Raw genomic sequence first — 23,262 nt, 5'->3', positions numbered from 1 at the left:
TGCAATTACTGAACGAATAAATTAGTAGGCATTAAGCTAGAGAATGATTAAACAAGGTCCAAATAAGCAATAGTGGGCATGCCGAAATGCTCCATATTTAGCTCAATATCTCTTCTACGTGCTTTTCAATGTTGCTGCAAATCTGATCTACCGGCAAATCATTGGCATCCACACCAAAAGGGTTTTCTATTTCTTCGGCAATCAACTCTAAACTGGCCAATACATACAAGATGAAAGGCACAATGGGCACCACAAAATAACCCAAGCTAAACACCCAACCAAAGGGCAAGGTAATGACATAGATGAAAATGAATTTTTTGATAAAAGCACTGTAAGAAAAAGGAATAGGCGTATTCCTGATGCGCTCACAACCACCGCAGATATCGGTAAACTGCGTAGCATCGGCATTGAGGGTAATCAGCTGCTCTTGCGAAATCTTGTGGGCAGCCTGCAAGCCATAAAGCCTACCGACGATGCTCGCAGCCACCTGGTTCGGAATGTGCTTACCCCCGTCAATTTCGATTAGGAAACTGTCTTTGCCAAAGTACTGCTTTTCACGCAGGTGCTCTTTCAGGGCAAAGGCATATTTTGGAATGGCATATTTGAAAAAGGAATTTTCTTCCTTGTCGAGGTTAAGCGCCTTGATTTTAATGGCAAAATTGCGACTTACGTTGGTCAGCGCACCCAAAAGCTTCCTTCCATCCCACCATCTATCGTAAGAAGTATTGGTTCGGAATACCAATAACATCGAAATCACGAAACCTAAGAGGTTATGCATCATGCCCACGTTTTTGATATAGGTGGTTTCGGCCAGTTTCAGGTAATTGAGTTCTACAAAAGCAATGAGGCCAGAAAATACGGCCACACCAAGCATCAATGGCCAAAGCTTGCGAAAAGTATCGGCTTTATGGATATGGAAGATAAAGTGCGACCACTCTTTGGGATTATAGTTAATCATTTAATTGCTGGCTAACGGTCAATAATAGTTCTCCTGTTCTGTATATGTCTTCAAAGCTGTTGTACAAAGGCACCGGACTTAAACGGATTACATTGGGTTCGCGCCAATCGCCAAGTACGTGATGAGCTACCAACTGATCGAATACCAGCTTACCGTTGGCTTTGGCAATGATGGAAACCTGAGCGCCTCTATCGGCTTCGGTTGCGGGGGTTATGATGTGATACTGCTCCTCTCCTAATTTCTTATTTACCTCATTAATAACATAAAATAAATAAGCAGTTAAAGTTTTACTTTTATTTCTTAAAGGTTCGATAAAGCCTGCCTTTTCAAACAGTTGCAACGAAGCATGGTAGAGCGCCATAGGCATTACCTGGGTACAGCTTACCTGCCAACCATCGGCACCAGCCTCGGGCACAAAGCCTTTTTCCATTTTAAAGCGCTGTGCTTCCTGGTAGCCCCACCAACCAGCAAAACGGTGCAATGAAGTATCGGAAAAATGTTTTTCATGCACAAAAATACCACTGATGCCTCCAGGACCAGAATTTTGATATTTATAAGAACACCAGCAGGCAAAATCGATGTCCCAATCGTGCAGTTCTAAGGATACGTTTCCAGCCGCATGGGCCAAATCGAAACCTACGGTAGCCCCAACGGCATGTCCAGCTTTTGTTATGGCAGGCATATCATACCATTGTCCGGTAAAATAATTAACGCCGCCAAACAGCACCAAAGCAATTTCGGCGCCATTGGCTTTTATTTCCTGTAAAATGGCTTCGGTTTCTAAAGTATAAGCTCCTGCTTGGGGCTTAACCTCAATAATGGCTTCCTTAGGATCGTAACCATGGAAACGAACCTGACTTTCGATGGCATACTGGTCTGACGGAAAAGCCCCGGCTTCCATGATGATCTTGAACCTTTTCCCTTGAGGGCGATAGAAACTGACCATCAGCAGGTGCAGATTAACCGTTAAGGTATTCATCGGACAAACCTCTGCAACTTTTGCACCCACCATGGGCGCCATTAGCTTTTTCAGTTCCTTATGGTAAAACATCCATGGGGTTTCGCCATCAAACCAACCCTCTACAGCCAGGTTTTTCCAATTGTCTAATTGCACTTGCATTACTTCTTGTGCTACTTTAGGTTGTAATCCTAAAGAATTACCACACAAGTAGATAAATTCTTTTCCGTTGTGTTGAGGAAAAAGAAATTGACTGCGCATTTCCCTTAGTGGGTCGGCTCGGTCTAGCTGTTGGGCGAAAGACAGATTGTTCTCGAAATTCATGTGCCAATATTAATAAAAAAAAGCCTAACCTCTCGGCTAGACTTGATATTTTGCTTCAAATTCAGATTGCTCGACTTGACTTCCGAGCCCTTCAAATTTGATCCTTTTGTAGTTCGTATTGACCTGCTCATATAACTCATAGCTGTTTTTGTAGCCATAGCCATAAAGGTTGATGTAGGTCGGAACGCCAGTCTTCTTCGTCTATTTGCTCATTTTAACTTTTTCTGGAGATTGGTCGTCACTGCCATGGCCAATCGGCATGCTATAAAAGACTCAACGAGGGTCTTTTTTCTGATCTTGGTGATGATGCATAAAAACACAAAATGAAATCGACTTCGCCCTTACAACTTAAGCATTGGGCTTGCTCACGTATTTGTTGCCCTTGATATAGAAGCGCCAAGGCAACAAGGCATGGTCTTCGGCATAATCAACACCGATACGTGGCGAGGCAACAATTTGTTCAGGGCTAAAAATGAGGCCATTGTCTTCTATCCAGATTTCTTCGCCCAGCAAGTCTTTGGCATTTAGCGCCTTATTGATGCCTAAAGCTTGGGCCAAGGCACCTGGTCCGGCGGTTAGTCGAGGTGCGAGGCTAGTCATTTTTCGGCGTTCGAGCATAGTTTCTAGTCCAACGGTAGGCATTAAGCCACGGATTAGCACCGCATGGGGCGTATTTTTTGGAGCGGTAACCACATTAAACAGATGATGTATGCCATAGCAAAGGTACACATAGGAAATACCTCCTGCTTCGTACATGGTTGAGGTGCGGGGCGTAAAACGGCCACCATAAGCATGCGAAGCCTTATCGGCGATTCCGTTATAAGCCTCGGTTTCTACAATGGTACCTCCAGTTAATTTACCATCAACCAGGGTAAACAGCTGTTTGCCCAACAGTTGCATGGCCAAATCGGTTACATGGTCTTGCTGATAAAAGGAATAAGGCAGTTTAGGCATCTAGCAGTTTCACAATTTGCTCCAGGTACTTCGCATCCACTTCGTCAAAATGAGCCAAGTATTCACTGTCAACATCCAATACGCCTATAATGTTTTGCTGTTGGTAAAGTGGTAGCACGATTTCTGATTTAGAGGCCGAAGCGCAGGCAATATGACCCGGAAACTGATCTACATCAGGAACAACCAGGGTTTTAGCCTGGGCCCAAGAAGCACCACAAACGCCCTTGTCTTTTTTAATGCGCGTACAAGCTACCGGACCTTGAAAGGGGCCCAATACCAATTCGTCGCCTTTAACCAGGTAAAAGCCTACCCAAAACCAGCCGAACTGCTCTTTTAAAGCTGCGCAAACATTGGCCAAATTGGCAATCAGGTCTGTTTCGCCAAAAAGCAAGGCTTCAATTTGCGGGATAAGCGATTCGTATTGTTCTGCTTTGGTTCCGGTACGGGTGATGGTTAAATCTTCTGCCATGGGTCTTTTACATTGAATAGCAAAACTAACAAATCATCAGGTTCATTTTGTTTTGCGTACCAACAAATAACGTTTGAGTGACAGAACTTGATCAACGCTTAGCGGCGAGCAGGTCTTTCTTGCCGACGTAAAAATAAATGAGGCCTCCGGCAATGGGCAGCAACATGACAATATTGGTCCAAATCCATTTTTTTCGGCCACGATCTAATGGAAATTTAGCGATATCGAGGATAGCCCAAATATCAATGGCTACCACCACGAGCGCCAAAACGGCGCAAAAGAAAATGCCAGACAGATTTGCCATCGTGTATATTTTTCCCTAAAATAAGCAATATTAAGCATTTATTCAAGTACTGGCTGACAAGTATCAACATGACAAGACTATTCAACAATGCCTCGTTAGGTTAAACAAATTGATTAGCTTTGGCCTGTACTACCCTAACACGAAGTGAAATGAATAAAAAATCCTTATTAATTACTTTACTGCTCTGCACTGCCATAGGCCAATTCGCCTATCGTGCACCCGAAGAGGGCATGTTTCCCCTGAGCGAAATCCATAAAGTTGACCTGAAAAAAGCAGGCCTTAAAATAGACCAGAATGAAGTGTACAATCCGAACGGGATCAGTTTGGTAGATGCCTTGGTTAACGTGGGCGGCTGTACCGGTTCCTTTGTATCGAACGAGGGACTGATCATCACCAACCACCATTGCGCCTTTAGCGCCGTGCAGTTGGCCAGCACGCCTGAGCACGACTACCTGAACAATGGTTTTGTGGCCAAATCCCATGAAGAAGAAATTGAGGCAAAAGGCTTAACCTGCCGTATTACTGATAGTTATGAAGATGTTTCGGATAAGGTTTTAGGCACGGTTGCCAACATCAGCGATCCGGCCACCCGCTTGCAGCTCATCAATAACGCCATGAAGAATTTGGCTTTAGAGGCCGAGAAAAAAGATCCTGGCATCAAAGCCGAAGTGTCCGAAATGTTTATTGGCAAAAGTTATGTGCTGTTTAAATACAAAACCATTCAAGACGTCCGCCTAGTTTATGTGCCCGACCGTCGCATAGGCGAGTTTGGTGGCGAAACCGACAACTGGGTTTGGCCGCGCCATACCGGCGACTACTCTTTTATGCGCGCTTATGTGGCCAAAGATGGTTCGCCGGCCAAATACTCGAAAGATAACGTGCCTTACACCCCTAAAAAGTTTCTGAAGGTAAATGCCAAAGGAACCAACGAAGAAGATTTTGTGTTTATTTTGGGCTATCCGGGTAAAACTTTCCGCCACCGTCCGGCGCAGTTTATCAATTACCAGCAACAGTTTTTATTGCCTTATGTATCGCAATTGTACGATTTCCAAAACAGCACGATGGAAAGCGTAGGCAAAAAAGACAAAGCCACCGAACTTAAACTGGCCACCCGCATCAAAAGAAACGCCAACGTAATGAAAAACTACAGAGGCAAGCTTAAAGGTATCAAAGGCATCGACTTGGTGGCTCAGAAAAAGCAGGAAGACGCGGCTTTGGCTGCTTTCATCAACTCAAATGTTGAAGTGAAGGCCCAATACGGCAATTTGATGAATGATATAGACCAGCTTTACCAGCAGATCAATGGCGATGCCAACAGAGATCTTTGGCTGGGCCAGATCTACACCTCTACCAGCTTGCTCAATGTAGCCAAGCAGCTCAACGCATTTAAAAGTGATTTAGAGGCACAGCCAAACGCCCAGAAGGAAAACTACTTCAACAGCAATATTGCCAAGCTTAAACAGTCGTTAAATACCGTTTACGAAGCTTATGATATTGATGTAGACCGTAGAATACTAAAGAAAATGATGATGGATGCCTCAGCTTTCTCTGCTAACCAAAGGGTAAGTGCGGTAGATAAAATTACCAACCGTGGCGCCAACAACGAAACCATGGTCAACGATTTCATTAACGATGCCTTTGGACTGAGCAGGTTGAAAGACCAGAACTACGTATTCAACAACATCCTTAAATCGGCCAAGTCTGTTAACGATTACAACGACGGCATTTTATTGTTCGAAAAAGGCATTGCCGAACAAATCGCTGCGCTTAAACCAGAAAAAGACCGTAGAGACGGCGTACTGAACAAGCTGATGGGCGATTATGTAAATGTAAAAGAAAAGTTTATGAAGAAAGACTTCATACCTGATGCCAACAGCACGCTAAGGCTTACCTATGGCCATGTGCGTGGCTACTCGCCCGCCGATGCCAGCTATATGGCACCCTACACTACCATTAAAGGTATTTTAGAAAAAGGAGCTACCGGAAATCCTGAATTCAATTACCCGCAACAGATCAGGTCGCTTTGGGAAGCCAAGGATTTTGGACCGTTTGTCAAAAAAGAACTGAACGATGTTCCAGTCGCCTTCCTTTACAACATGGATACTACCGGAGGCAATTCGGGTTCTCCGATCATGAATGCTTATGGCGAGTTGATTGGGGTAAATTTTGACCGGGCCTACGAAGCCACCATCAATGATTATGCCTGGAACGAAAGCTATAGCCGTTCTATCGGCGTAGACATCAGGTATGTACTTTGGGTAGCACAAAAAATTGACCATGCCGATTTCCTGCTCAAGGAAATGGGTGTTAAACTTTAAACAAAAACAGGCAACAATGGCGAGGCAAGTGCTTCGCCGTTTTGCTATAAAAAACACAGTACATGAGAATAGTTGCCGAATTGCCACATCCGAATTTTAAGATTACTTTGTTTAGCATGAACCAGAAATACATTGTCAAATTTGAACAGGGACAGCTGGAACAAAGCTACAAATTAGCCGAGCTCGACCTGATGGGAGGAGGAGCAAACGAAGTTTTCCAAATGCTTGACGAAGAGTTTTTAAATACGGTTACAGCGCGTTTCAAAACCATGAGAAGCGATTTTAACGCCGCTTACCAAAGACAGCAGTAATGATTTAATTAAAAACTGTAATATACTGTATAATAGTGCTTTTAATTTAAAATCAGAATATTATTCTTTATTTTAAACGCTTTAGTTCTACCTTAACAATCCATATTAAAACAATTAATTTATTTAAATAAAAATAACTTATTGATAATTAATAACTTAAAAAATAAAACAAAATATTATTCTGAGTGTTATTTTAACCAAATAAATGCAAAGTTTGCCCAAAGACAACCAACTTTGGGCATTTTTGTTTTGAGGCCATAAGGCGCCATCATTACTTGGCCCAGCGAAACAAAATACCATTTTTGCTGTTGTACTTAAACACTAAAAACTGTCTAATGAAAAAATACATCATGGCAGTTGCTTGGGGTTTATCAACCTTGATGGCAACTTCACTAAAAGCGCAAAATTCTCCTACCCGACCGGATAAACTTTACAGCATGAGCGGCATCGGCTTCTCTTTTCCGGTAGGTGAAAGTGCAGACTATTTAAAGCCAAAATTTTCTACGTCGCTTGGCTTGAATTTAGGGCTCGGCAACAAAGGTCTTTTCCTTTATCCCAAGGTAAGCCTGCATGCTTACGGTTACCAAGAACTAAGCCCGGATGAGGGCTACAGCTATTCCTTGAAAAAAGCAAGAACTACTACCTACCTGCTCAACTTGGCGCTGGGGTATCGCCATATCGATGGTAAATTCGCCTGGTATGGTTTTGCCGGTGCAGGTGGCGGGATTATCCTTACGCCACGTATCACCATCGACCAAAGCAATCATTCGGCTACGCTCGACAATAAAAGCAACGGCATGGGGATGGTAGAAGCCGGATTGGGCACAGAGTACAACATTGGCGGGGCCTCTCTATTTATTGAAGCCAGCTATATGCAGGGTTTCAGTAAAATACAGAACCGCAGTTTTAGCGCCGTACCGCTTACCGTAGGCATCAAGCCTAACCTGAGCAAGCTGTTCAACAAGAAGAACAAATAGGCCTTGCTAATCGGCGGGAATGAGATCGATATACCAATACCCCGTAGGCAGATCTTCTTGGTTAAATTTAGGGAAAGCCTTGAAAATCTTTTCGCCGAGGGTAAAATTAATCGGCTTTTCGAAAATGGGGCCATCAAACACAAAAGTGTGAAATTCTCCGTTTTCGCCACATGGATCAACGTAATTGGGCAAATCATCCAAAAACTTGTGGTCTATTATCCGCCCGCAAAAGTCATGCAAGCCATCTTCGGCTCCTACTACAATGGTTTTATACCCTAATTCTATAAAATCGCGCACCAACTCCAAGCTATCGCCCTTCCAGAGCGGGAAAACGGCCGACATGCCCAACTGCTCCAACTGGTTTTCCCGGTAAACCTTCAAATCCTCCAAAAATATATCTCCAAATATGGCATGGGTAATGCCTTCTTCTTTAAGCCTGCTCAATTGTCTTCCCATTAGCTGCTCATAAATTTCCATGTTGGGCATTTCGGGTAATCTTACTTGTAGCAGGTTAAGCTTTAGGCTTTCCACCTGCCTGACCAAAAGCTCCTCCCTGACACCGTGCATGGCAATACGATTAAACGAATCGTTTAGGGTGGTGAGCAAATGGCTGATTTCGAATTCTTTTTGTTGCAATACATAGTGAAGGGCCAGCGTACTGTCTTTCCCTCCGCTCCAGTTAAATACGGCTTTTTTGCGATTAGACATGTTGTTTTAATAAATCGGCAGCCACTTTTAAGCCTAGAGTAGCAGATTTTTCAATTTTGATCAAATTGTGATAGCGCTCTACCGATGGGATTTTAGGATCGATAATATATTTAGGTACATGTTTGGGTATATAGTCAATTAATCCGGCAGCCGGATATACGGCCAGCGAACTGCCTACCAGCATAAACAGGTCGGCAGTTGCACAAATGTTGGCCGCGGTTTCGATCATTGGCACAGCTTCGCCAAACCAAACTACGTGTGGCCTTAGCTGCGAACCCAGTTCGCACAGTTGGCCCATCTTAATTTCGTCGCCAATTATGGGATAAACAAGCGCAGGATTTTGATCGGATTGTGCCAGGGTAATGAGTCCGTGCAAATGGACAATCTGGCTGGAGCCTGCCCTTTCGTGCAGGTCGTCAATGTTCTGAGTAATGATATGGACGTCGAAATGGGTTTCGAGTTTGGCCAGTTCCAGGTGTGCCTCATTGGGTATGGCGGCGCGTACCTGCCTGCGGCGTTCATTGTAAAACTGTTGCACCAACACCGGATTCCAATCCCAAGCTTCTGGAGTAGCCACCTCCCTAACGTTATAGCCTTCCCACAGTCCGTCAGAATCCCTGAAGGTTTTAAGGCCGCTTTCTGCACTGATACCTGCTCCCGTTAAAACTACTAGTCTTTTTTTCATCACTGTTTTTTCATGGCGATGAAATTGCACATTGTTGCAAACGGAAATCATCGGCATTACCTTAATTTACAGGTATTTGCCCATGGCAGTTTCATCGGTTTATACGCTTATCATTCAAAAGCCGGCGAGGGTTGCTAGTCATATTGGCGGCTTTGGATCTGCTAATTTAAACAAAAAGCCCTTTTGCACGATGGTACAAAAGGGCTTTCTTCGAATATTTTATTTGTTAAGAGTGTGCAATGTCTCTTTTTAGGCTCAAAACAGGATATTTTGCTTTTAAGCTTTCGAATACACCGAACATCAAAGCCGTATAGGCCAAAGTGCCATAAAGGAAGTTGAGCTCGAAAGGAATAGCGGCTACCAGACAGGCCCAAAAACCGGCCAAGGTTTGCGGATAAAACGTAGAACCTAACCAAACACCAAAGTCGGAAACGATCCAGTGTATAAAAACCACAGCCAAACTAGCGGCAAAAAGGTTTTGGATGTTGACTTTTTTAATCAAAATCCTGCCTACCATAACCATCAGCGCAAAGGCAATATAGGTATAGTACCAGCCCTGGTAAAAGCCATAGTCTTTGCCCATTACGAGTGCAAGTCCGATATCGCTCAATAACAAAATGAGCATTGGCAAGGCAAAAGCATTAAACGTATTTTTGAAATAAGCTCCACCAAATAAGGCTACCGCGCCAAATGCAGAGAAATTGGCAATGACTTTGAAATCAGGAGAAAGTGGCGCAATTACCCTCAATCCAATGATGACAACCATAAACAATAGCAATACTAGCGTTCTCGAGTTAAACTTGTTTTCCATTATTCTTTATTTTACTCACAAAACTAGTTTATTTCTGGATAATATAAAAGAGTTAAGTTTAAAGCTTACTGATGGAACACCGTTAGCGAAGGAAAATGATACCCTTCATAAGGAATAGTTTGCTTCAGCTTTCCATTGGTGTCATAAAAAAAGAGGTTATTAATGGCAAAATTGGCACCAAAACCCGATTGTACGGTTTGAATAACCAGCTGGTTCTGCCTGCCATCAAAACCGATGCCCTTTCCATAAAATATTTGCTGTGCCGGATTGGTAATGAATGGCGCATCAATCGACGATTTATTACCAGCTACATATCGGTAAACTTCGCTGCCACCACTAAAACTGGCATTTTTCAATACATAAACCGCATTTTCTTTAGTAGATGCCACTATAGAGCCTGAATGCCAGGCACCCCAAGCCGCATAAGTCGTAAATTTGAGGTCGACGCTATCTTTGGCCAGGGTTTGCGGGTCAATCTCGTAAAGGTATTTGCCACCGGTGTACCATACTTTTCCGTTTGGCGTTTGGGCAAAGCCCATGGTTACGCCTTTTACCTTTTGGTTTAGGCTATAATCGTTTGCGTTAAAAATCAGCATGCCATTGGTGGCGCTGTGCATAAAAATATATCGACCAGCCTTGAACATATCGCCAATCTGGCCATCGGCTCCAACCAGTTTGCTGTAGGCGCTCATGGTTTTGAGGTTTACCATGTATACGCCCGAAGAACTGCTCAAGAGCCCCGTATTTTGGTCGATGCCTAAAAAAGCCCTCCAATCATTGCCCCCTTTGGCTGCGATGCGTCCCTTTTCCTTAAAAGTAAAGGCATCAACCACCACCATAGGTCCGCCAACTTTGCTAACCAGGTACATATTGTTGTTGAAAATCGTCCCAAACTGCAAGGTAGAACTTGTGGGATTTAAATCTTTGGTAGGGTTTTCGCGTTTAAAAATGCTATCGGTAATCTTTTTCATGGCGTAGTCGTAAAAACTGATTTCGCCGGTACCGTGTCCAAACCAGCCTTCATTTACCATAAAAAAGCCATTTTCGTATTTGCCCTGAGTTGCTGGAGCGGGTTGGTCAACTTGATCTTTTTTACAGGAGAACAGCAAAAGCTACCGATAATAATGATTTGGATGGTGCAAGTGTAAATGGTTTCATTTGTGTTGATATTATTATTAACGTATTGCATTTCAAGGCTCCTTTGCCACCAAACAGCACAAGAGCCTAGAGAGCGTATTGCTTATTTGATGTTTAAATCGGTAGCGCCTTTGATTTCTGTAGAGATTTCTCCCAAAAGGGCATTGCCTTTTTCGTTCTGACCGGTATATACCTTTACAAAATCGATGGTTTTTAAATCTACTTTTTTGCCGGTTTTATCTACGGCCCACGAAATATCGAAACCATTGTAGCGATTGTTCTGGTAATCGTCGCCGATAGACCAGCTGTCGGTATAGCCCCATGCAAAAGCCGAATTGATAAAGATGCTGCCATATTTGCCCCAGGTAGACCTCAGCAAGGTGCCTTTAAAAGTAAGCGTCTCTTGGTTTGGCGCAAATTCAGGATAGTAATTGTGTTTATGAAAGGTATTGATATCTACCGAACCGCTGTTGCCTTGGTTGTCTGTCCAGGTTACATTGGCATAGGCCTTCGGATTTTTGTAGGTAATTTCGTAGTTCTTGATCGTAGCGGGATCGTTGTATTCGCTTCCGGCCAGTTCATACCATTCGTCGTCTGGCAGGCCATTGCCATTCTTATCTTGGCTCACCATTACAATTCCCGGTTCGGCCCAAGGCGTTGTACCTCCTATCGGGTTGCCGTAAATGGCCAAATCGTAACCCGTTTGGTTGTTTACCGAGTGGTCGAAGCCAAAAACGATATAACCACCAAAGGCACCCAGGGTCAACAAGTTACTGGTATTGCCAACCAGTTTTTGTGCCTGTTCCAACGAACCTACGGCCGCTTCGTTAATGAACTGTCCGGGCGCCGGCAAGTATTCGAAAACCTTGCTGATGTATTTGCTGCTGGTTGGCGTTGCAGCAACCACAGGAACCGGTACGGTAATCTTGTAGGTGTAGCTAAAGCTGCCGGCTTCGTTGCTGGCCTTATACACCAAGGTATAGGTGCCCGCCAAGGTTGGCGTAAAATTGTAGGTATAATCGGTGCCTACCGCTTTTCCGTCAAGCGTCCACTGGTTACTAAAGGTTTCGCCATTGAGCGTGGTTACTTTAAACGCATATTTTTCTGCCAGTTTAACCGATATCTCTGGATAAACACTGCCTAAAATAGGTACTGGCGGTTTGGCAACATCGTTCTTTTTACAGGACGAAAGCACTGAAACAAATAAGGTAGCGAGCAATAGATAATTAAGAATTCTCATTTTTTTAAGGGTTAGCCTTGTTTTATAATTCATGGTTTATTTTACTGTTGCTGGTATAGACGGATGTCAATGGCACCGGCAATTTCCGTCGATATTTCGCCGAGGTAGCGCGAACGCGGATTGCTGGTTACCGGATGATAGGGATTGCCGTTGCAGTTTTGTGCGGTATACACCTTTACAAAATCGATCTGCATCAATGCCACTTTTTTGCCGTTGCGGTCAACTGCCCAATCAATGTCGAAAGCATTATAGCCCCTGCCCAAAAGGTTTTGCAAGCTCAAATATTCCGGCGATCCACTGTCGGCATAACCAAAAGAAAACGGCAAATTGGTGATTAGGCCACCTTCGAGCAAGGTGTTTTTGAGCAGGGTACCTTCAAAAGAAAGTTGCGTTTCGTTGGCCCAATTTGGATAATAAGCTTGATTGTGGTACGAATTTCTGAGCACAAAGCCTTCGTTGCCCAGGTTATCCGTCCATCGGATATCATCGGCAAGCGCACTTGGTTTGTAATAGGTGATTTTGTAGTTTCTTCGCGTTTCAGGCGCGTTGTATTCACTGCCTGCCAATTCGTACCATTCGCCATCGTCGGGCAAGCCATTCTTATTTAGGTCTTGCATAACGCAAACAATACCCGGTTCAGACCATTCGCCTCCTCCGCCAATCAAAGGATTGCCAAAGATGCCCAAATCGTTGCCGGTTTCGTTTTTTATCGGATGGTCGAAACCAAAGACCACATAACCCCCAAAAGCGCCAAGCGACAGCAAGCCGTTATCGCTGGCACCAACCAACGCATTGGCTTTGGCCAAAGTGCCATAGCTCGGGTCGTTAATAAATTGTCCGGGTGCCGGCTTGTATTCGTATATTTTACTGATATAGGCACGCTGCTTTATGGGTGCTGGCCTTTCTTCCTCGCTGTTTTTTTTACAGGCAAGCACGAAGAGCAACAGCAGCAATACCGAACTTTTAACAGCGCATTTTAATGAATAAGCCCTCATCTTATTTGTAGCTATAATTAAACACGGCATGTTGCGGCAATGCGGCCGTAGCGAAACTGTATTGCAGCTTGCCGTCTTTACCAAAAATGTAAGCCTTACCGGCTGAAGAATTGTAGTTCATGGCATCGGCAACGGCTACCGACTGGTCGAAACCATTTACGGTAAGGCCATAAGGCGTAGTTATTTTTGTTCCATCACTAATCAGGCTGTTGCCCAATTTGCCCGTTGCCAAGTTGATGCCTTTAACCGTTGGATTGGTATACACATCCTGGCTTACCCAGGCTTGATCTTTCACAATATTAATAGCACCCAAATCATAAGATTCGGTTTGTACCACGGCATCGGTTGTGCTGTTGATGCGTACCAAGGACGGATTGTTGAAGATGATGTAATCGTTCCAGGTGATCACATACAGGTCGCCATTGCCGGCAGCGCCAATTCTCACCGGGTTATTGCCTACCTCAATATCCTTAACCTTGGTAAAAGAAGCCAAATCGATAACCGTAACCTTGGTTTTTAAGCCGTTTGAATAAAAAGGATGCGATGAATTGGTTACGTATAATTTTCCATTGGCTACCGTTAGTTCTTCGAGGCCTTCGGCTTTGTTGGAGCCGTTCATGAGCTGCAACTCGCCATCAACAGCCAAAGATGTTGTATCAATGCGGCTGATTTTGCCATCATATCTCGATACATAGGCCTTGTTTTTATAAAAGGTCACAAACCTTGGCATGTAACCATCGTTGGCACTGTTAAACGAAATCCTTTTCAGCGATTTGCAGGTAGCAATATCGATAATGTCGACAAACGACCTGGCTTCGCCTTGGTTACCGGCCACTACGCAGTACATTTTGCTACCGTAAGCTTTCAAATCGTTGGCCGTTTCGCCCAAATCGGTTTTGTTCACCTTTTTGTACATGTCTTTTTCCACGGTATTGGTAGCAATATCGTAGTAAGAAATGGCACTGTTGTTCATGCCCCAAAGGCCTTCGCAAAGCATATAAATACCTTTAGTGCCTGCTATTTCGGGAACTTTGGGAATCGGTGCCGGCGTACGGTCCTTTTTACAGGAGCTGGTTAATAGTATACCCCATAAAAAGGCTAATACTATGGTTTTAAACGGTTTGTTGTCAATAGTTTTCATATCTAATTTAATTAATAAACAAAAGCAATGTGTGCAGGGATATCGCCGGTGGCAACAGACCATTTTAATTTGCCTAGGGCGTTGTAGCAATGCAATTTGCCGGGAGTTACATAGTCTTTGGCATCGGTTACGTATACATCTTTGCTCACCGGATTTACCGCAATGCCATAAGGTATTTTGATGTTTTTTTCGGTGCCGTCGGTTATAAATTTCTGGTCGAGTAGCGTTTCGTTCTTCACATCGATCAGGTGATAGCTAATGGTGTTCTTGCCCTGGATATAGTTCCATTCGGTGCTGTACAGATAGGCCAAATCGCCGTCAATGGCCAAGTTGCTGGCCGCGACATCGAATACTTTTTTGACCTGATCGGTATGGGTATCGACCACGTACAAACGCGATGGGATGGTATAATAATCGCCTCTCGAGGTTACATAGAGGTCGCCATAACGATCGGCTTTTAGGCGATGCAGGTTAATGGCCACTTCAATGCGCTTGATTTCCTTGAAAGTGTTTAAATCAATAACCGAAACCGTGCTTTCGTAGTTTGGCGGACTATAACCTCCCGAGTTGGCAATGTAGAGCTTGTTGCCTACAATGGCCATTTCTTCGGGTTGCCTCCCTACTTCTACCGTCTGGTTGATGGCTAGTTTTGCCGTATCTATTTCGGCTACCATGCCATTGGGCGCCTTGGGGTCGCCAACCTTGCCCAAATAGGCGCTCACATAGGCCCTGCCCTGATTAAAGGTTACATAACGGCAGTTCGCGAGGTTGATTTGGCCTATACGTTTGCCCGTTTTTACCTGCAACACTTCCACTTTGTTAGAAATATTGACCACTACATACAATTTATCGCCGTAAATGCCAATATCGTTGCCCACATCGCCCAAGCCTTTGGTGGCTTCGGGGTTTACCTGGTTGTACAGGTTTCGGGTATAGATGCCATTCACCAAATCGAGGTAATCTAACGAAGCCTTGTTCATGTTCATGTTGCCCTCGTTAACCAAATAAAACCCCTTTACGGCCGAGTTAGGCTCGGGCTCTACCCTGCTGATTTCGGCGGGCAATGGCTTAGGATCTTTTCGGCAAGCCACCAAGGACAGCACAAAAAGAACAATTAAAAGTTGATGTATCTTGCTTTTGCTCATAGCTTAAAGTTTAGGGTTAAACGGTAATTCCTTCCGGGCATCGGAAAGTTTGGAATAACATCATAATACTGGTTGAGCAGGTTATTTACTTCTGCATTGAGGTTAAAGCTGGCCTGTTTGAGCTTAAACCCATAGCCCAAAGCCAGGTCGTGTGTATACCAAGGCTCCATATAATTGTAAATGATATTGGCTTTTTGGTTATAGCGATAACCGGTATAAATGAAACTGTAATTGGCTCGCCAGTTGCGGTAGTCGATTTTGGCCAGGAAAGAGCCGCTGTGCTTAGGGATGTAAGGAATCTGTTGCCTATAGTTTTCGTCAGAGGGGTCGGTTATATCCATAGCCTGCTGAAAGGTGTAGTTGATGGCTGTGCCAAGGGCGAGTTCTTTTCCCAAATTCCAACCGGTTTTAAGGTTCAGCTCTGCACCTTTGATATCCACCCTGCCCAAATTGTACATAATCCAGCGGATCAGATTAGCTCCTGGTTGCGCAATAATCTTGTCCTTAACCTGGTTGTAGTAAAAATCGGCCTGGACCTCTACAAAAGTGAGCTGCTGTTTTTTAAAGGAGTTCTGATAAGTAAAGCCCAAATCGTATTGCTGGGCAAACTCGGGTTTGAGCAAGGTGTTGCCAATAAAAGTATAATAGAGATCGTTGAAGGTAGGCATCCTAAAAATATCCTTGTAAAAACCCCTCAGCCTGAAATTAGATTCTTCAAAAATCTTCCACGAAAACAACACTGCTGGGCTAAAAACCTGCTTGTTTCCGGCCGAACTGTAGGCGTTTACCTCGTCGTTTACCGTGCTGCTCAACAAGTTGGCTTGTACTTCGAACCTCGACAGTTTGACCGAGGAGCTGAGCACGTTTAAGAAGGTGTTTCGGCGCGGATAGGCAAAGCGGTAAAGATTGGCCTTGAGGTCTTGGTACTGATAATCGGAAGCGAAAGACACCTGCCACCTATCGGTTAACCTGTAATTGGCCGATACAGCAACATAAGCTTCCCTTTCGTGAAAACGATTGTCGAGAAAACCGTTAAGCGTGATGTATTCCGGATCGAGAAAACGGGTATAATCGTAAGCGAGCTTGGTGTTGATCAGCACAGCAAGGCGCTCTCCAAATTTTTGTGTCAAGTTGCCTTGCACAAAGATATTCCTGTCCCAAATACGTTGGTCGTAATTGAATTTGTTCGCTACTATAGCACCCGGCAAACCTCTGTCTGACAAGAAGGAATAAACCTGTGCGTGCCATTTGCCTTGTTTGTTCAATTGGCCAAACCAAGCCGTTTCGAGCCTGAACCGGTTAACATCGCCATTGTTTCGTACCGCCGTGGTGTCGTAAACACCATTGGTATACCTGAACTTATATTTTCCGTTGGCTTTGATGTATTCGCTGCTTACACTGGCCGAAAGATGCCTGCTGATTTGATGCTGGTACACAAATGCCGGGTTGAGGAGACCAAAATCGCCGGTTTTAAAATTAGCTGTGAGGTTGTATTTTTTATCATCAAAAGCAGGAATGCGGGTTTTGAGGTAGATGGCACTGGCCGAAGCATAACTTTTGGCCGGTTGCAGCTGCTCGTCGCTCTGGCCGCTAACCAGGGCTATCTCTTCCAGGTTATCGAGCGAGTATTTGCCTAAGTCTACCTGGCCGTTCTGTGCATTGCCCAATTGAATGCCATCGTAAAAAACAGCAGTATGGTTGCTGCCCATGCTCCGTACATTAATGGTTTTAAGTCCGCCAATGCCACCATAGTCTTTGAGCTGCACACCCGAAAAGTACCTGATGGCATCGGCAACCGACAAACTGTTGATTCGTTGGAGGTCTGGGCCGGTTAAAATCTGTAGCGGAGCCGGCGACAGGCTTTGTCGGCTTACACGGTATTCGTTTATTTTTACTTCTTGCAATTGGTTTACCTTGCCCAAGGTATCAGTGTTTTGGGCAAAGGCAACGCCTTCGAATGCGCAGAGCATTCCCACTACGGCGACACCAATAAAAGCAACATAGCCTTCAAAAAAGGCCAATTTCTTTTTTGTCATTTTTGTTGTGAGTTAAACCCACAGCAAACAGAAATGAAGGAGCATGTATCAACAAGCATTTACTCCTAGCTTCAATCCCCGAAAGCTATGAAATCATAATGCTAAAGGCAGGTCTTCTGACTTGCTCCCGGTTTTCGGCCTTCCCCTTTCTGGATTGAAAAAGTGGCCAAGATTTGAAAACCGTTACAGAGCTTACAGCTGCGGGACAGTTACGGATTTACACCGTATTCCCTTTTAATCCCAATCCGAAAATCGGGAACCAAAAGCGATGCAAATATAGCCAAAACAGGCAGGAATGCAAAAAAATGTAGAAAGAAGCGCTACGAAGCCCTTGTTGATCTTCTTCTTCGACCAGGAAGAAATACCCCTCTTTTATCATAAGCTGTAGCCAACTATCGCTTTACAGCTTCGTCAATTTTGCAATTGGTTCTAAAACCCTATCTTTAAACTTAAAAATAAGCCAATGCGTAGCCTATCATCCCTTTTTTTATTATTGATCATCAGCATCCAAGCCATGGCCCAACAAACCGACACCCTGTTCTTGGCAAAGCTCATGCAAAGCAAGCCTGAACTCTTTTCAGGTGTATTAAACCATCCCAACAAAAACGAAGTACAGGTAATCTATACCCAGGTTAACCGCGATCAGCATAACAAGCCAAGTTTTAAGACTTTCAGTTACAACTACAATCCGCAACGATATTTTTATCCGGCCAGTACCGTTAAGCTGGCAGCCGTGGTTTTTGCGCTCGAAAAGGTAAACACCCTGAAAAGCAAAGGCATGAATGCCGATTTGACCATGTTAACCGACAGCAACTTTAAAGGGCAAACCAAAGTACTGAAAGACGAAAGCGCCCCCAACGGCAAGCCTTCTATAACGCATTACGTCAAAAAAATTCTCCTCACCAGTGACAACGACGCTTTTAATCGTTTGTTCGAATTTATTGGCAGGGCCGAAATCAATGCTAAACTTAGCAAATACGGCATGAACCACAGCCGGATCTTAAACAGGCTGGCTATTGGCGACGGTGGCGAACAGGCCAGACATACCAACCCTATCGATTTTTACAAGGATGGAAAACTGGTTTACCATCAGGATGCCCAATACGATGATAAAGATTATCCCCTCACCTTAACCAACCTGCTGGTGGGCAAAGGTTATATCGACAGCAACGAACAGCTGGTCAATGAACCCTATAGTTTTGCCAACAAAAACGTATTTACAGTTGGCGACCAGCAAATGTTGCTGAAACGCCTGATGATGCCCGAAGCATTTCCGGCCAGAGAAAGGTTTAACCTCACGCCGGCCGACTACCAGCTCATTTATACCTACATGAGCAAGCTGCCCACAGAAAGTGATTACCCCAAATACGACCCGAACTCATTTTGGCCTACTTATGCCAAGATGCTATATTATGGACGGGAGAAAAACGTCGAACTTGATCCAAACATCAGGATTTTCAATAAATACGGCGATAGCTACGGCTACATTATCGACAATTCGTACTTCGTAGATTTCAAGAACAAGATTGAGTTTTTCTTGACGGCAGTTGTCCAATCAAACGAAGATGGTATTTACAACGACAGCAAATACGAGTACGAAACCGTGTGCTACCCTTTTATGAAAAACCTGGGCCGAACCATTTATGAGTACGAACTGAACCGTAGCAAAAAGCACCTGCCCAACCTCAGCCGTTATAAAATGGACTATGGCAACAAATAACACTATGATATCTTATTTTGTATAATAACCTGTGATTTAGTATATTAGAGTTAACTAACCAATTAATCAACCAAATTTTAAATCGCAAAAGTTATGATCGGAAAAACTTTATCTAGAAATGAGATGAAACAGGTTACGGGTGGCCTTTTTTCATGCGAAGCTTGTTTTAGCACTTGTCTTTACGACCCTTATGGACCAGGTGCAGGCTGTCCTCCGGGAGGCAATTGTATTTTGAAGGAATGCCCCTCTGTGGAACCGTTCTGCCCTAATTATGAAGAATACAGGTATTATTCGCGATGCGATTGGGAAGCATAGTTAACGCTAAAGATTGAACAGGATAAGGCCCGATGGCCTAAACCCTGCTCTTCATTCGTAATCAATTTAACTAAAAAACGCCACGTAATTAATTTACATGGCGTTTTTAATTGATCTGCTTTGGCCAGAGCCCAGCCTAACGGTACTGCTATTTTATTTAAAATTAAAACTTACACCGGCATTCATGTTAAAGCCCATGGTGCTATAGCCAATAATTTCGGCGTATTTCTCGTCGGTTAGGTTTTTCAGATCGGCAAAAATCTTGATGCGTTTTTTGGCCAAGGCATATTCTGCATAGAAATCCAATAATCGGTATGAACCCAACATCTTGTTTACCGAAGGATAAGAACTAAAGTCGCTGTCTACACGCTGACCGGTAAACTTATAATTGGCGCTCAAATACAGCTCTTTGGTAGCTTGTACGCCAGCGTTGACACCATAAGTATTTTTAGGTCTGCGCAACAAGAAATCGGTTACCGTATTGCCCGAAGTCTGTTTGCCTTCCACATAGGCATAATAACCTTTTACGGTAAACTTGCTAAAGGTAACGCCAGGCTCAATTTCAAAACCCCTATCCTTTTGCTTGTCTTGATTAATATAGCCAGTAGCACCATAATTAATGGCATCAGTCATATCGCGCTTAAAGGCCACTGCACGCAGGCTTATTTTTTCCTTTAAGAAATTAAAGCTGGCACCCGCTTCATAGTTTGTTGCTTTTTCGGGCTTGAGGTTCAGGTTGGCACCATATTGGCCAAAAAGCATATCCAAGGTTGGCGCCCTGAAGGCCGACGAAACCGTTCCGAATAATTTTACTTCCTTTATGATGTTCAAGCTAGGCGTAACCGCATAGGTATAGTTTTCGCCGTATTTGTTGTGTTTGTTGTAACGGCCGCCTACTTCTAGGTTAAAAATGCTCAAATCATGCAAAAACAAAGAGCCATAAGTGCTGAACAGATTGGTGTTGGGTCTTTTCAATACATTACCATAATAAGTAACATCGGTTGATCTGTTATCTAAACCCACCAATAGGTTTACCTTTTCGCCTAAATTTTGGTTATAGAACAAATCCACCAAGTTCATACGGCCTTGATATTGGCCAGGAAAGCTGCTTTTATAAACACGACCTGTATTCTCGTAGCTGTAGTTCAAGGTAATTTTGCCTTTATCCAACTGATATTGTGCATTTAAGCCACCATTAAAGTGCTTAACTGTTGAAGTGTTGTTGGCATCGGCAAAAGGTCCGGCATCGTAATTAAATTTGCCGTAAAAATAACGCAGGAATGGATTAATGCTCAAACGCTTGTCTAACTGTAAAGAGAAGTTGGCGTTCAAGGCATCTTGCTTCACGCCATCTTTGTCAAACACCTGCGTATTGCCTTCCGGATTGGCAGCTTCAGAAATACCATCGGTTTTGAAGTGGCTATAGCTTACATTATAGGTAAAAGCATCTACCTTGCTGCTCAAGCCAATCGTTCCCTTATAAGAGTTGTAGCTTCCGGCGCTGGCAACGCCATAGACATTATTGCCTTTGGTACCTGTTTTTTTGGTAATGATGTTGATTACCCCTGCCACGGCATCAGAACCATACAAAGTAGACTGTCCACCTCTTAAAATTTCGATATGGTCTATCTGATCAATAGCAAACATGCGCAGGTCAAAGGCGCCACCGGTACCCGACGGATCGGTTACCGGAATACCATCTACCAAAATTACGGCATAAGCACTTCCGGCACCCCTAAAAAATACGCTTTTGTCCTTACCATAGTTGCTGCCGGCACCAACCACGTTAATTCCCGCCTGCTGGTTCAATAATTCGGCCAGGTTTCTGCCCGCGCTTCGCTCCAGTTCTTCTCTGGTAATAACGCTAACCACCTTACCCGTTTGTGCCTGTTTTTGATTGTTTTTGGTAGCAGCTATAACTACTTCGTTTAACGACTGTACCTCTTGGGCTTTTGTTTGGCCGCCCATTAGCACCAATTGCGCAAGTCCCAGACCTGCTGCAATGCATTTGATTGTTTTGTTCAATGTAGTGAGTTTTTTGTACACACAGCTACAGAATCAACGAAAGAAATGAGGTATAAAATAAATTAGTCCCATTCCTAGCTCCAATCCCCGAAAGCTATGAATTATTTACTCGTAGGCAGGTCTTCTGACTTGCTCCCGGTTTTCGGCCTTCCCATTTCCAATTGAAAAAGTGGCCAAGATTTGAAAACCATTATGGAGCTTACAGCTGCGGGACAGTTACGGATTTACACCGTATTCCCTTTTAATCCCAATCCGAAGACCAGGAACCTAAAAGCGATGCAAAGGTAAGTTATTTCTGATTGATTAAAAAAAGACGGCAGTTTATTTTGAATAGGGCTGCTCATTAAAATTCAGGTTACGCGAAGAATGCTCACCTATTGATTTACCCGAGAAGCGTTTCAGGTTCTTATTCTTCGTCTAACAGTTGCTGCTTTAACACTTGCAACTGATCGGCTTCTTCTTTGGGCAATACAGGATATTTGAGATTCAATTTCTCCAGTGTTTCGGCAATTACCTGACTAATGACCAATCGGGTATACCATTTTTTGTCGGCAGGCACCACAAACCAGGGCGCATTGGCCGTAGAGGTTTCCTGGATAGCTTCTTCGTAAGCCTCCATGTATTGCTTCCACAGCGCCCTTTCTTTTAAATCGCCTGCGGCAAACTTCCAGTTTTTGGTTGGATCTTCAATGCGATCCAGAAAACGCTGTTTTTGTTCTTCCTTTGATACGTTCAAAAAAAACTTCAAAATGACAGTTCCATTATCGGTCAGCTGTTTTTCAAAATTGCGGATGTTTTCGTACCTGCTTTTCCAAAACTTGGCATCCATTTGCTTTATGTTGGTATAACCTGGGATGTTTTCGCTCAACACATATTCGGGATGCACCTTGCATACCAACACGTTTTCGTAGTGCGAACGGTTGTGTATGCCTATTTTTCCTTTTTCTGGCAATGCCTTATAATGTCGCCATAAAAAATCGTGACGGTATTCTTCGCTGCTCGGCGTTTTAAAACTGTATACCTGGCAGCCTTGGGGATTGAGACCAGACATCACATGTTCAATGGCGCTATCCTTACCCGCGGCATCCATGGCCTGAAAAATAATCAAAACCGATTGTTGGCCCGAGGCATACAGTTTTTCTTGGTAGTTGCTCAATTGCAACTTGGCTTTTTCCAGCTCTAGTTTCCCTTTTTCCTTATCCAGATCGCCGTGGTAACTGGTACCAAAATCCTTAAGCTTGAATTTCTTTTGGGTAGAGGCCTGGTATTTTTTGATGTCGATTTTCATAAGTATTGCATTTTAGCTTTAAATATAAAGCAAAATTTATTGTTCTTCGTTTTCATGAAAATCTTTTGAAGAACTGCCCGTTCCACTATCGCTATCGTTTGGATGTTTGGCAGACTTTTTAGAACTACCGGTAAATGCGTCGTTGCTCAACGAATCATAGCCTTGGGTACCTGTGTTGTCTAAACCATCCCTAGGTGCAACTGTTGCTGGTGATATTTCTTTCTTTTTAGACATGATTATCTTTATCAGAAAAACAAAAGCAACCTGCAAAAGTTTGTTTTTTGAGGCTAGTTCTTCGATTGGGGTCTTTTCCAGCCTAAAAACGCCGCTGTTTTTTCATAGTATTCCTCTATGGGTTCGAGGCCAACGGATTTTCTCCTGGCATTAACATGTTCTGGATCGGCCCTGTCTCTTATACACATCTCCGAGCCCACGAGACAGTA

General features: G+C 43.8%; 21 protein-coding genes and 2 riboswitches. Of the genes, 4 read left to right on the top strand and 17 right to left on the bottom strand.

The genetic code is table 11. The features are described from left to right. Window positions 1–97: 97 nt before the first annotated feature. From JHD69_RS05290 to JHD69_RS05270, 5 genes are all read right to left on the bottom strand, one after another. Window positions 98–958 (bottom strand): bestrophin family protein, encoded by an 861-nt coding sequence (locus JHD69_RS05290; RefSeq protein WP_199138063.1) that lies wholly within the window; start codon window positions 956–958, stop codon window positions 98–100. Beyond that, window positions 951–2,240 carry a kynureninase gene (kynU, locus tag JHD69_RS05285; protein ID WP_199138061.1) on the bottom strand — a complete coding sequence of 430 codons (1,290 nt, stop codon included), beginning with the start codon at window positions 2,238–2,240 and terminating at the stop codon, window positions 951–953. Before kynU ends, JHD69_RS05290 begins: the two co-directional genes overlap by 8 nt. Window positions 2,241–2,588: 348 nt before the next feature. Further along, the gene (locus JHD69_RS05280) at window positions 2,589–3,194 is read right to left on the bottom strand and encodes a DNA-3-methyladenine glycosylase (protein ID WP_199138059.1); all 606 of its coding nucleotides are present in this window, start codon (window positions 3,192–3,194) and stop codon (window positions 2,589–2,591) included. After that, a complete protein-coding gene (locus JHD69_RS05275) occupies window positions 3,187–3,663 on the bottom strand; it encodes a GAF domain-containing protein (protein ID WP_199138057.1) in 477 nt (158 codons plus the stop codon). Before JHD69_RS05275 ends, JHD69_RS05280 begins: the two co-directional genes overlap by 8 nt. A 91-nt stretch (window positions 3,664–3,754) precedes the next feature. Continuing rightward, a complete protein-coding gene (locus tag JHD69_RS05270) occupies window positions 3,755–3,967 on the bottom strand; it encodes a PLDc N-terminal domain-containing protein (RefSeq protein WP_199138055.1) in 213 nt (70 codons plus the stop codon). A gap of 149 nt (window positions 3,968–4,116) precedes the next feature. On the opposite strand from JHD69_RS05270, the gene JHD69_RS05265 reads away from it, so the two are divergent. The 3 genes from JHD69_RS05265 to JHD69_RS05255 all read left to right on the top strand — a co-directional run bounded on the left by JHD69_RS05265 (window position 4,117) and on the right by JHD69_RS05255 (window position 7,573). After that, complete coding sequence (locus JHD69_RS05265; RefSeq protein ID WP_199138052.1) at window positions 4,117–6,285, top strand: S46 family peptidase; 2,169 nt, start codon at window positions 4,117–4,119, stop codon at window positions 6,283–6,285. A 62-nt stretch (window positions 6,286–6,347) separates the two neighbouring features. Then, complete coding sequence (locus JHD69_RS05260; protein ID WP_199138050.1) at window positions 6,348–6,596, top strand: hypothetical protein; 249 nt, start codon at window positions 6,348–6,350, stop codon at window positions 6,594–6,596. A 335-nt stretch (window positions 6,597–6,931) separates the two neighbouring features. After that, window positions 6,932–7,573, top strand: a complete 642-nt coding sequence (locus JHD69_RS05255; RefSeq protein WP_199138048.1) for a hypothetical protein — start codon at window positions 6,932–6,934, stop codon at window positions 7,571–7,573. A 6-nt stretch (window positions 7,574–7,579) separates the two neighbouring features. On the opposite strand, the gene JHD69_RS05250 is transcribed toward JHD69_RS05255, so the two are convergent. The 9 genes from JHD69_RS05250 to JHD69_RS05210 all read right to left on the bottom strand — a co-directional run bounded on the left by JHD69_RS05250 (window position 7,580) and on the right by JHD69_RS05210 (window position 17,471). Further along, window positions 7,580–8,281 (bottom strand): diphthine--ammonia ligase, encoded by a 702-nt coding sequence (locus tag JHD69_RS05250; protein WP_199138046.1) that lies wholly within the window; start codon window positions 8,279–8,281, stop codon window positions 7,580–7,582. Continuing rightward, complete coding sequence (locus tag JHD69_RS05245; protein ID WP_199138044.1) at window positions 8,274–8,966, bottom strand: SIR2 family NAD-dependent protein deacylase; 693 nt, start codon at window positions 8,964–8,966, stop codon at window positions 8,274–8,276. The genes JHD69_RS05250 and JHD69_RS05245 overlap by 8 nt, the downstream gene beginning before the upstream one ends. Before the next feature lie 226 nt (window positions 8,967–9,192). Continuing rightward, window positions 9,193–9,777 (bottom strand): DUF6580 family putative transport protein, encoded by a 585-nt coding sequence (locus tag JHD69_RS05240; RefSeq protein ID WP_199138042.1) that lies wholly within the window; start codon window positions 9,775–9,777, stop codon window positions 9,193–9,195. A 65-nt stretch (window positions 9,778–9,842) separates the two neighbouring features. Then, window positions 9,843–10,808, bottom strand: a complete 966-nt coding sequence (locus JHD69_RS05235) for a DUF5074 domain-containing protein (protein WP_199138040.1) — start codon at window positions 10,806–10,808, stop codon at window positions 9,843–9,845. Window positions 10,809–11,017: 209 nt separating this feature from the next. Then, window positions 11,018–12,154, bottom strand: coding sequence for a PKD-like domain-containing protein (locus tag JHD69_RS05230; RefSeq protein ID WP_199138038.1), 1,137 nt, complete (start codon window positions 12,152–12,154; stop codon window positions 11,018–11,020). A gap of 41 nt (window positions 12,155–12,195) precedes the next feature. Then, window positions 12,196–13,149 carry a PKD domain-containing protein gene (locus JHD69_RS05225; RefSeq protein ID WP_199138036.1) on the bottom strand — a complete coding sequence of 318 codons (954 nt, stop codon included), beginning with the start codon at window positions 13,147–13,149 and terminating at the stop codon, window positions 12,196–12,198. A gap of 1 nt (window position 13,150) precedes the next feature. Then, on the bottom strand, window positions 13,151–14,290 hold the full coding sequence (locus JHD69_RS05220) for a YncE family protein (RefSeq protein WP_199138034.1): 1,140 nt from the start codon (window positions 14,288–14,290) through the stop codon (window positions 13,151–13,153). 11 nt (window positions 14,291–14,301) lie between these two features. Further along, window positions 14,302–15,435 carry a YncE family protein gene (locus JHD69_RS05215; RefSeq protein WP_199138032.1) on the bottom strand — a complete coding sequence of 378 codons (1,134 nt, stop codon included), beginning with the start codon at window positions 15,433–15,435 and terminating at the stop codon, window positions 14,302–14,304. Further along, window positions 15,432–17,471 (bottom strand): TonB-dependent receptor plug domain-containing protein, encoded by a 2,040-nt coding sequence (locus JHD69_RS05210; protein ID WP_199138030.1) that lies wholly within the window; start codon window positions 17,469–17,471, stop codon window positions 15,432–15,434. Before JHD69_RS05210 ends, JHD69_RS05215 begins: the two co-directional genes overlap by 4 nt. Window positions 17,472–17,560: 89 nt before the next feature. Beyond that, window positions 17,561–17,750: riboswitch (cobalamin riboswitch) on the bottom strand. Window positions 17,751–17,934: 184 nt separating this feature from the next. On the opposite strand from JHD69_RS05210, the gene JHD69_RS05205 reads away from it, so the two are divergent. Continuing rightward, window positions 17,935–19,191: a serine hydrolase gene (locus JHD69_RS05205; protein ID WP_233165720.1), complete on the top strand. Its 1,257-nt coding sequence runs from the start codon at window positions 17,935–17,937 to the stop codon at window positions 19,189–19,191. A 468-nt stretch (window positions 19,192–19,659) separates the two neighbouring features. Here the strand turns inward: JHD69_RS05205 and JHD69_RS05200 are convergent, their stop codons facing one another. From JHD69_RS05200 to JHD69_RS05190, 3 genes are all read right to left on the bottom strand, one after another. After that, the gene (locus JHD69_RS05200; protein WP_199138028.1) at window positions 19,660–21,531 is read right to left on the bottom strand and encodes a TonB-dependent receptor plug domain-containing protein; all 1,872 of its coding nucleotides are present in this window, start codon (window positions 21,529–21,531) and stop codon (window positions 19,660–19,662) included. A gap of 97 nt (window positions 21,532–21,628) precedes the next feature. Beyond that, window positions 21,629–21,817: riboswitch (cobalamin riboswitch) on the bottom strand. 120 nt (window positions 21,818–21,937) lie between these two features. Then, on the bottom strand, window positions 21,938–22,819 hold the full coding sequence (locus JHD69_RS05195) for a polyphosphate kinase 2 family protein (protein WP_199138026.1): 882 nt from the start codon (window positions 22,817–22,819) through the stop codon (window positions 21,938–21,940). Between the two features lie 36 nt (window positions 22,820–22,855). After that, window positions 22,856–23,053: a hypothetical protein gene (locus tag JHD69_RS05190; protein WP_199138024.1), complete on the bottom strand. Its 198-nt coding sequence runs from the start codon at window positions 23,051–23,053 to the stop codon at window positions 22,856–22,858. Window positions 23,054–23,262: the final 209 nt, after the last annotated feature.

It is taken from the genome of Pedobacter sp. ASV12 (assembly GCF_016429155.1).
GTDB lineage: Bacteria > Bacteroidota > Bacteroidia > Sphingobacteriales > Sphingobacteriaceae > Pedobacter.
The sequence above is the reverse complement of the archived record's forward strand: the minus strand, read 5'-3'. Positions and strand labels throughout refer to the sequence as shown.

Excerpts from the sequence above, each read along its gene's own strand:
- JHD69_RS05290 (WP_199138063.1), bottom strand. The coding sequence starts at position 958 with ATGATTAACTATAATCCCAAAGAGTGGTCGCACTTTATCTTCCATATC.
- kynU (WP_199138061.1), bottom strand. The coding sequence starts at position 2,240 with ATGAATTTCGAGAACAATCTGTCTTTCGCCCAACAGCTAGACCGAGCC.
- JHD69_RS05280 (WP_199138059.1), bottom strand. The coding sequence starts at position 3,194 with ATGCCTAAACTGCCTTATTCCTTTTATCAGCAAGACCATGTAACCGAT.
- JHD69_RS05275 (WP_199138057.1), bottom strand. The coding sequence starts at position 3,663 with ATGGCAGAAGATTTAACCATCACCCGTACCGGAACCAAAGCAGAACAA.
- JHD69_RS05270 (WP_199138055.1), bottom strand. The coding sequence starts at position 3,967 with ATGGCAAATCTGTCTGGCATTTTCTTTTGCGCCGTTTTGGCGCTCGTG.
- JHD69_RS05265 (WP_199138052.1), top strand. The coding sequence starts at position 4,117 with ATGAATAAAAAATCCTTATTAATTACTTTACTGCTCTGCACTGCCATA.
- JHD69_RS05260 (WP_199138050.1), top strand. The coding sequence starts at position 6,348 with ATGAGAATAGTTGCCGAATTGCCACATCCGAATTTTAAGATTACTTTG.
- JHD69_RS05255 (WP_199138048.1), top strand. The coding sequence starts at position 6,932 with ATGAAAAAATACATCATGGCAGTTGCTTGGGGTTTATCAACCTTGATG.
- JHD69_RS05250 (WP_199138046.1), bottom strand. The coding sequence starts at position 8,281 with ATGTCTAATCGCAAAAAAGCCGTATTTAACTGGAGCGGAGGGAAAGAC.
- JHD69_RS05245 (WP_199138044.1), bottom strand. The coding sequence starts at position 8,966 with ATGAAAAAAAGACTAGTAGTTTTAACGGGAGCAGGTATCAGTGCAGAA.
- JHD69_RS05240 (WP_199138042.1), bottom strand. The coding sequence starts at position 9,777 with ATGGAAAACAAGTTTAACTCGAGAACGCTAGTATTGCTATTGTTTATG.
- JHD69_RS05235 (WP_199138040.1), bottom strand. The coding sequence starts at position 10,808 with ATGGTAAATGAAGGCTGGTTTGGACACGGTACCGGCGAAATCAGTTTT.
- JHD69_RS05230 (WP_199138038.1), bottom strand. The coding sequence starts at position 12,154 with ATGAGAATTCTTAATTATCTATTGCTCGCTACCTTATTTGTTTCAGTG.
- JHD69_RS05225 (WP_199138036.1), bottom strand. The coding sequence starts at position 13,149 with ATGAGGGCTTATTCATTAAAATGCGCTGTTAAAAGTTCGGTATTGCTG.
- JHD69_RS05220 (WP_199138034.1), bottom strand. The coding sequence starts at position 14,290 with ATGAAAACTATTGACAACAAACCGTTTAAAACCATAGTATTAGCCTTT.
- JHD69_RS05215 (WP_199138032.1), bottom strand. The coding sequence starts at position 15,435 with ATGAGCAAAAGCAAGATACATCAACTTTTAATTGTTCTTTTTGTGCTG.
- JHD69_RS05210 (WP_199138030.1), bottom strand. The coding sequence starts at position 17,471 with ATGACAAAAAAGAAATTGGCCTTTTTTGAAGGCTATGTTGCTTTTATT.
- JHD69_RS05205 (WP_233165720.1), top strand. The coding sequence starts at position 17,935 with ATGCGTAGCCTATCATCCCTTTTTTTATTATTGATCATCAGCATCCAA.
- JHD69_RS05195 (WP_199138026.1), bottom strand. The coding sequence starts at position 22,819 with ATGAAAATCGACATCAAAAAATACCAGGCCTCTACCCAAAAGAAATTC.
- JHD69_RS05190 (WP_199138024.1), bottom strand. The coding sequence starts at position 23,053 with ATGTCTAAAAAGAAAGAAATATCACCAGCAACAGTTGCACCTAGGGAT.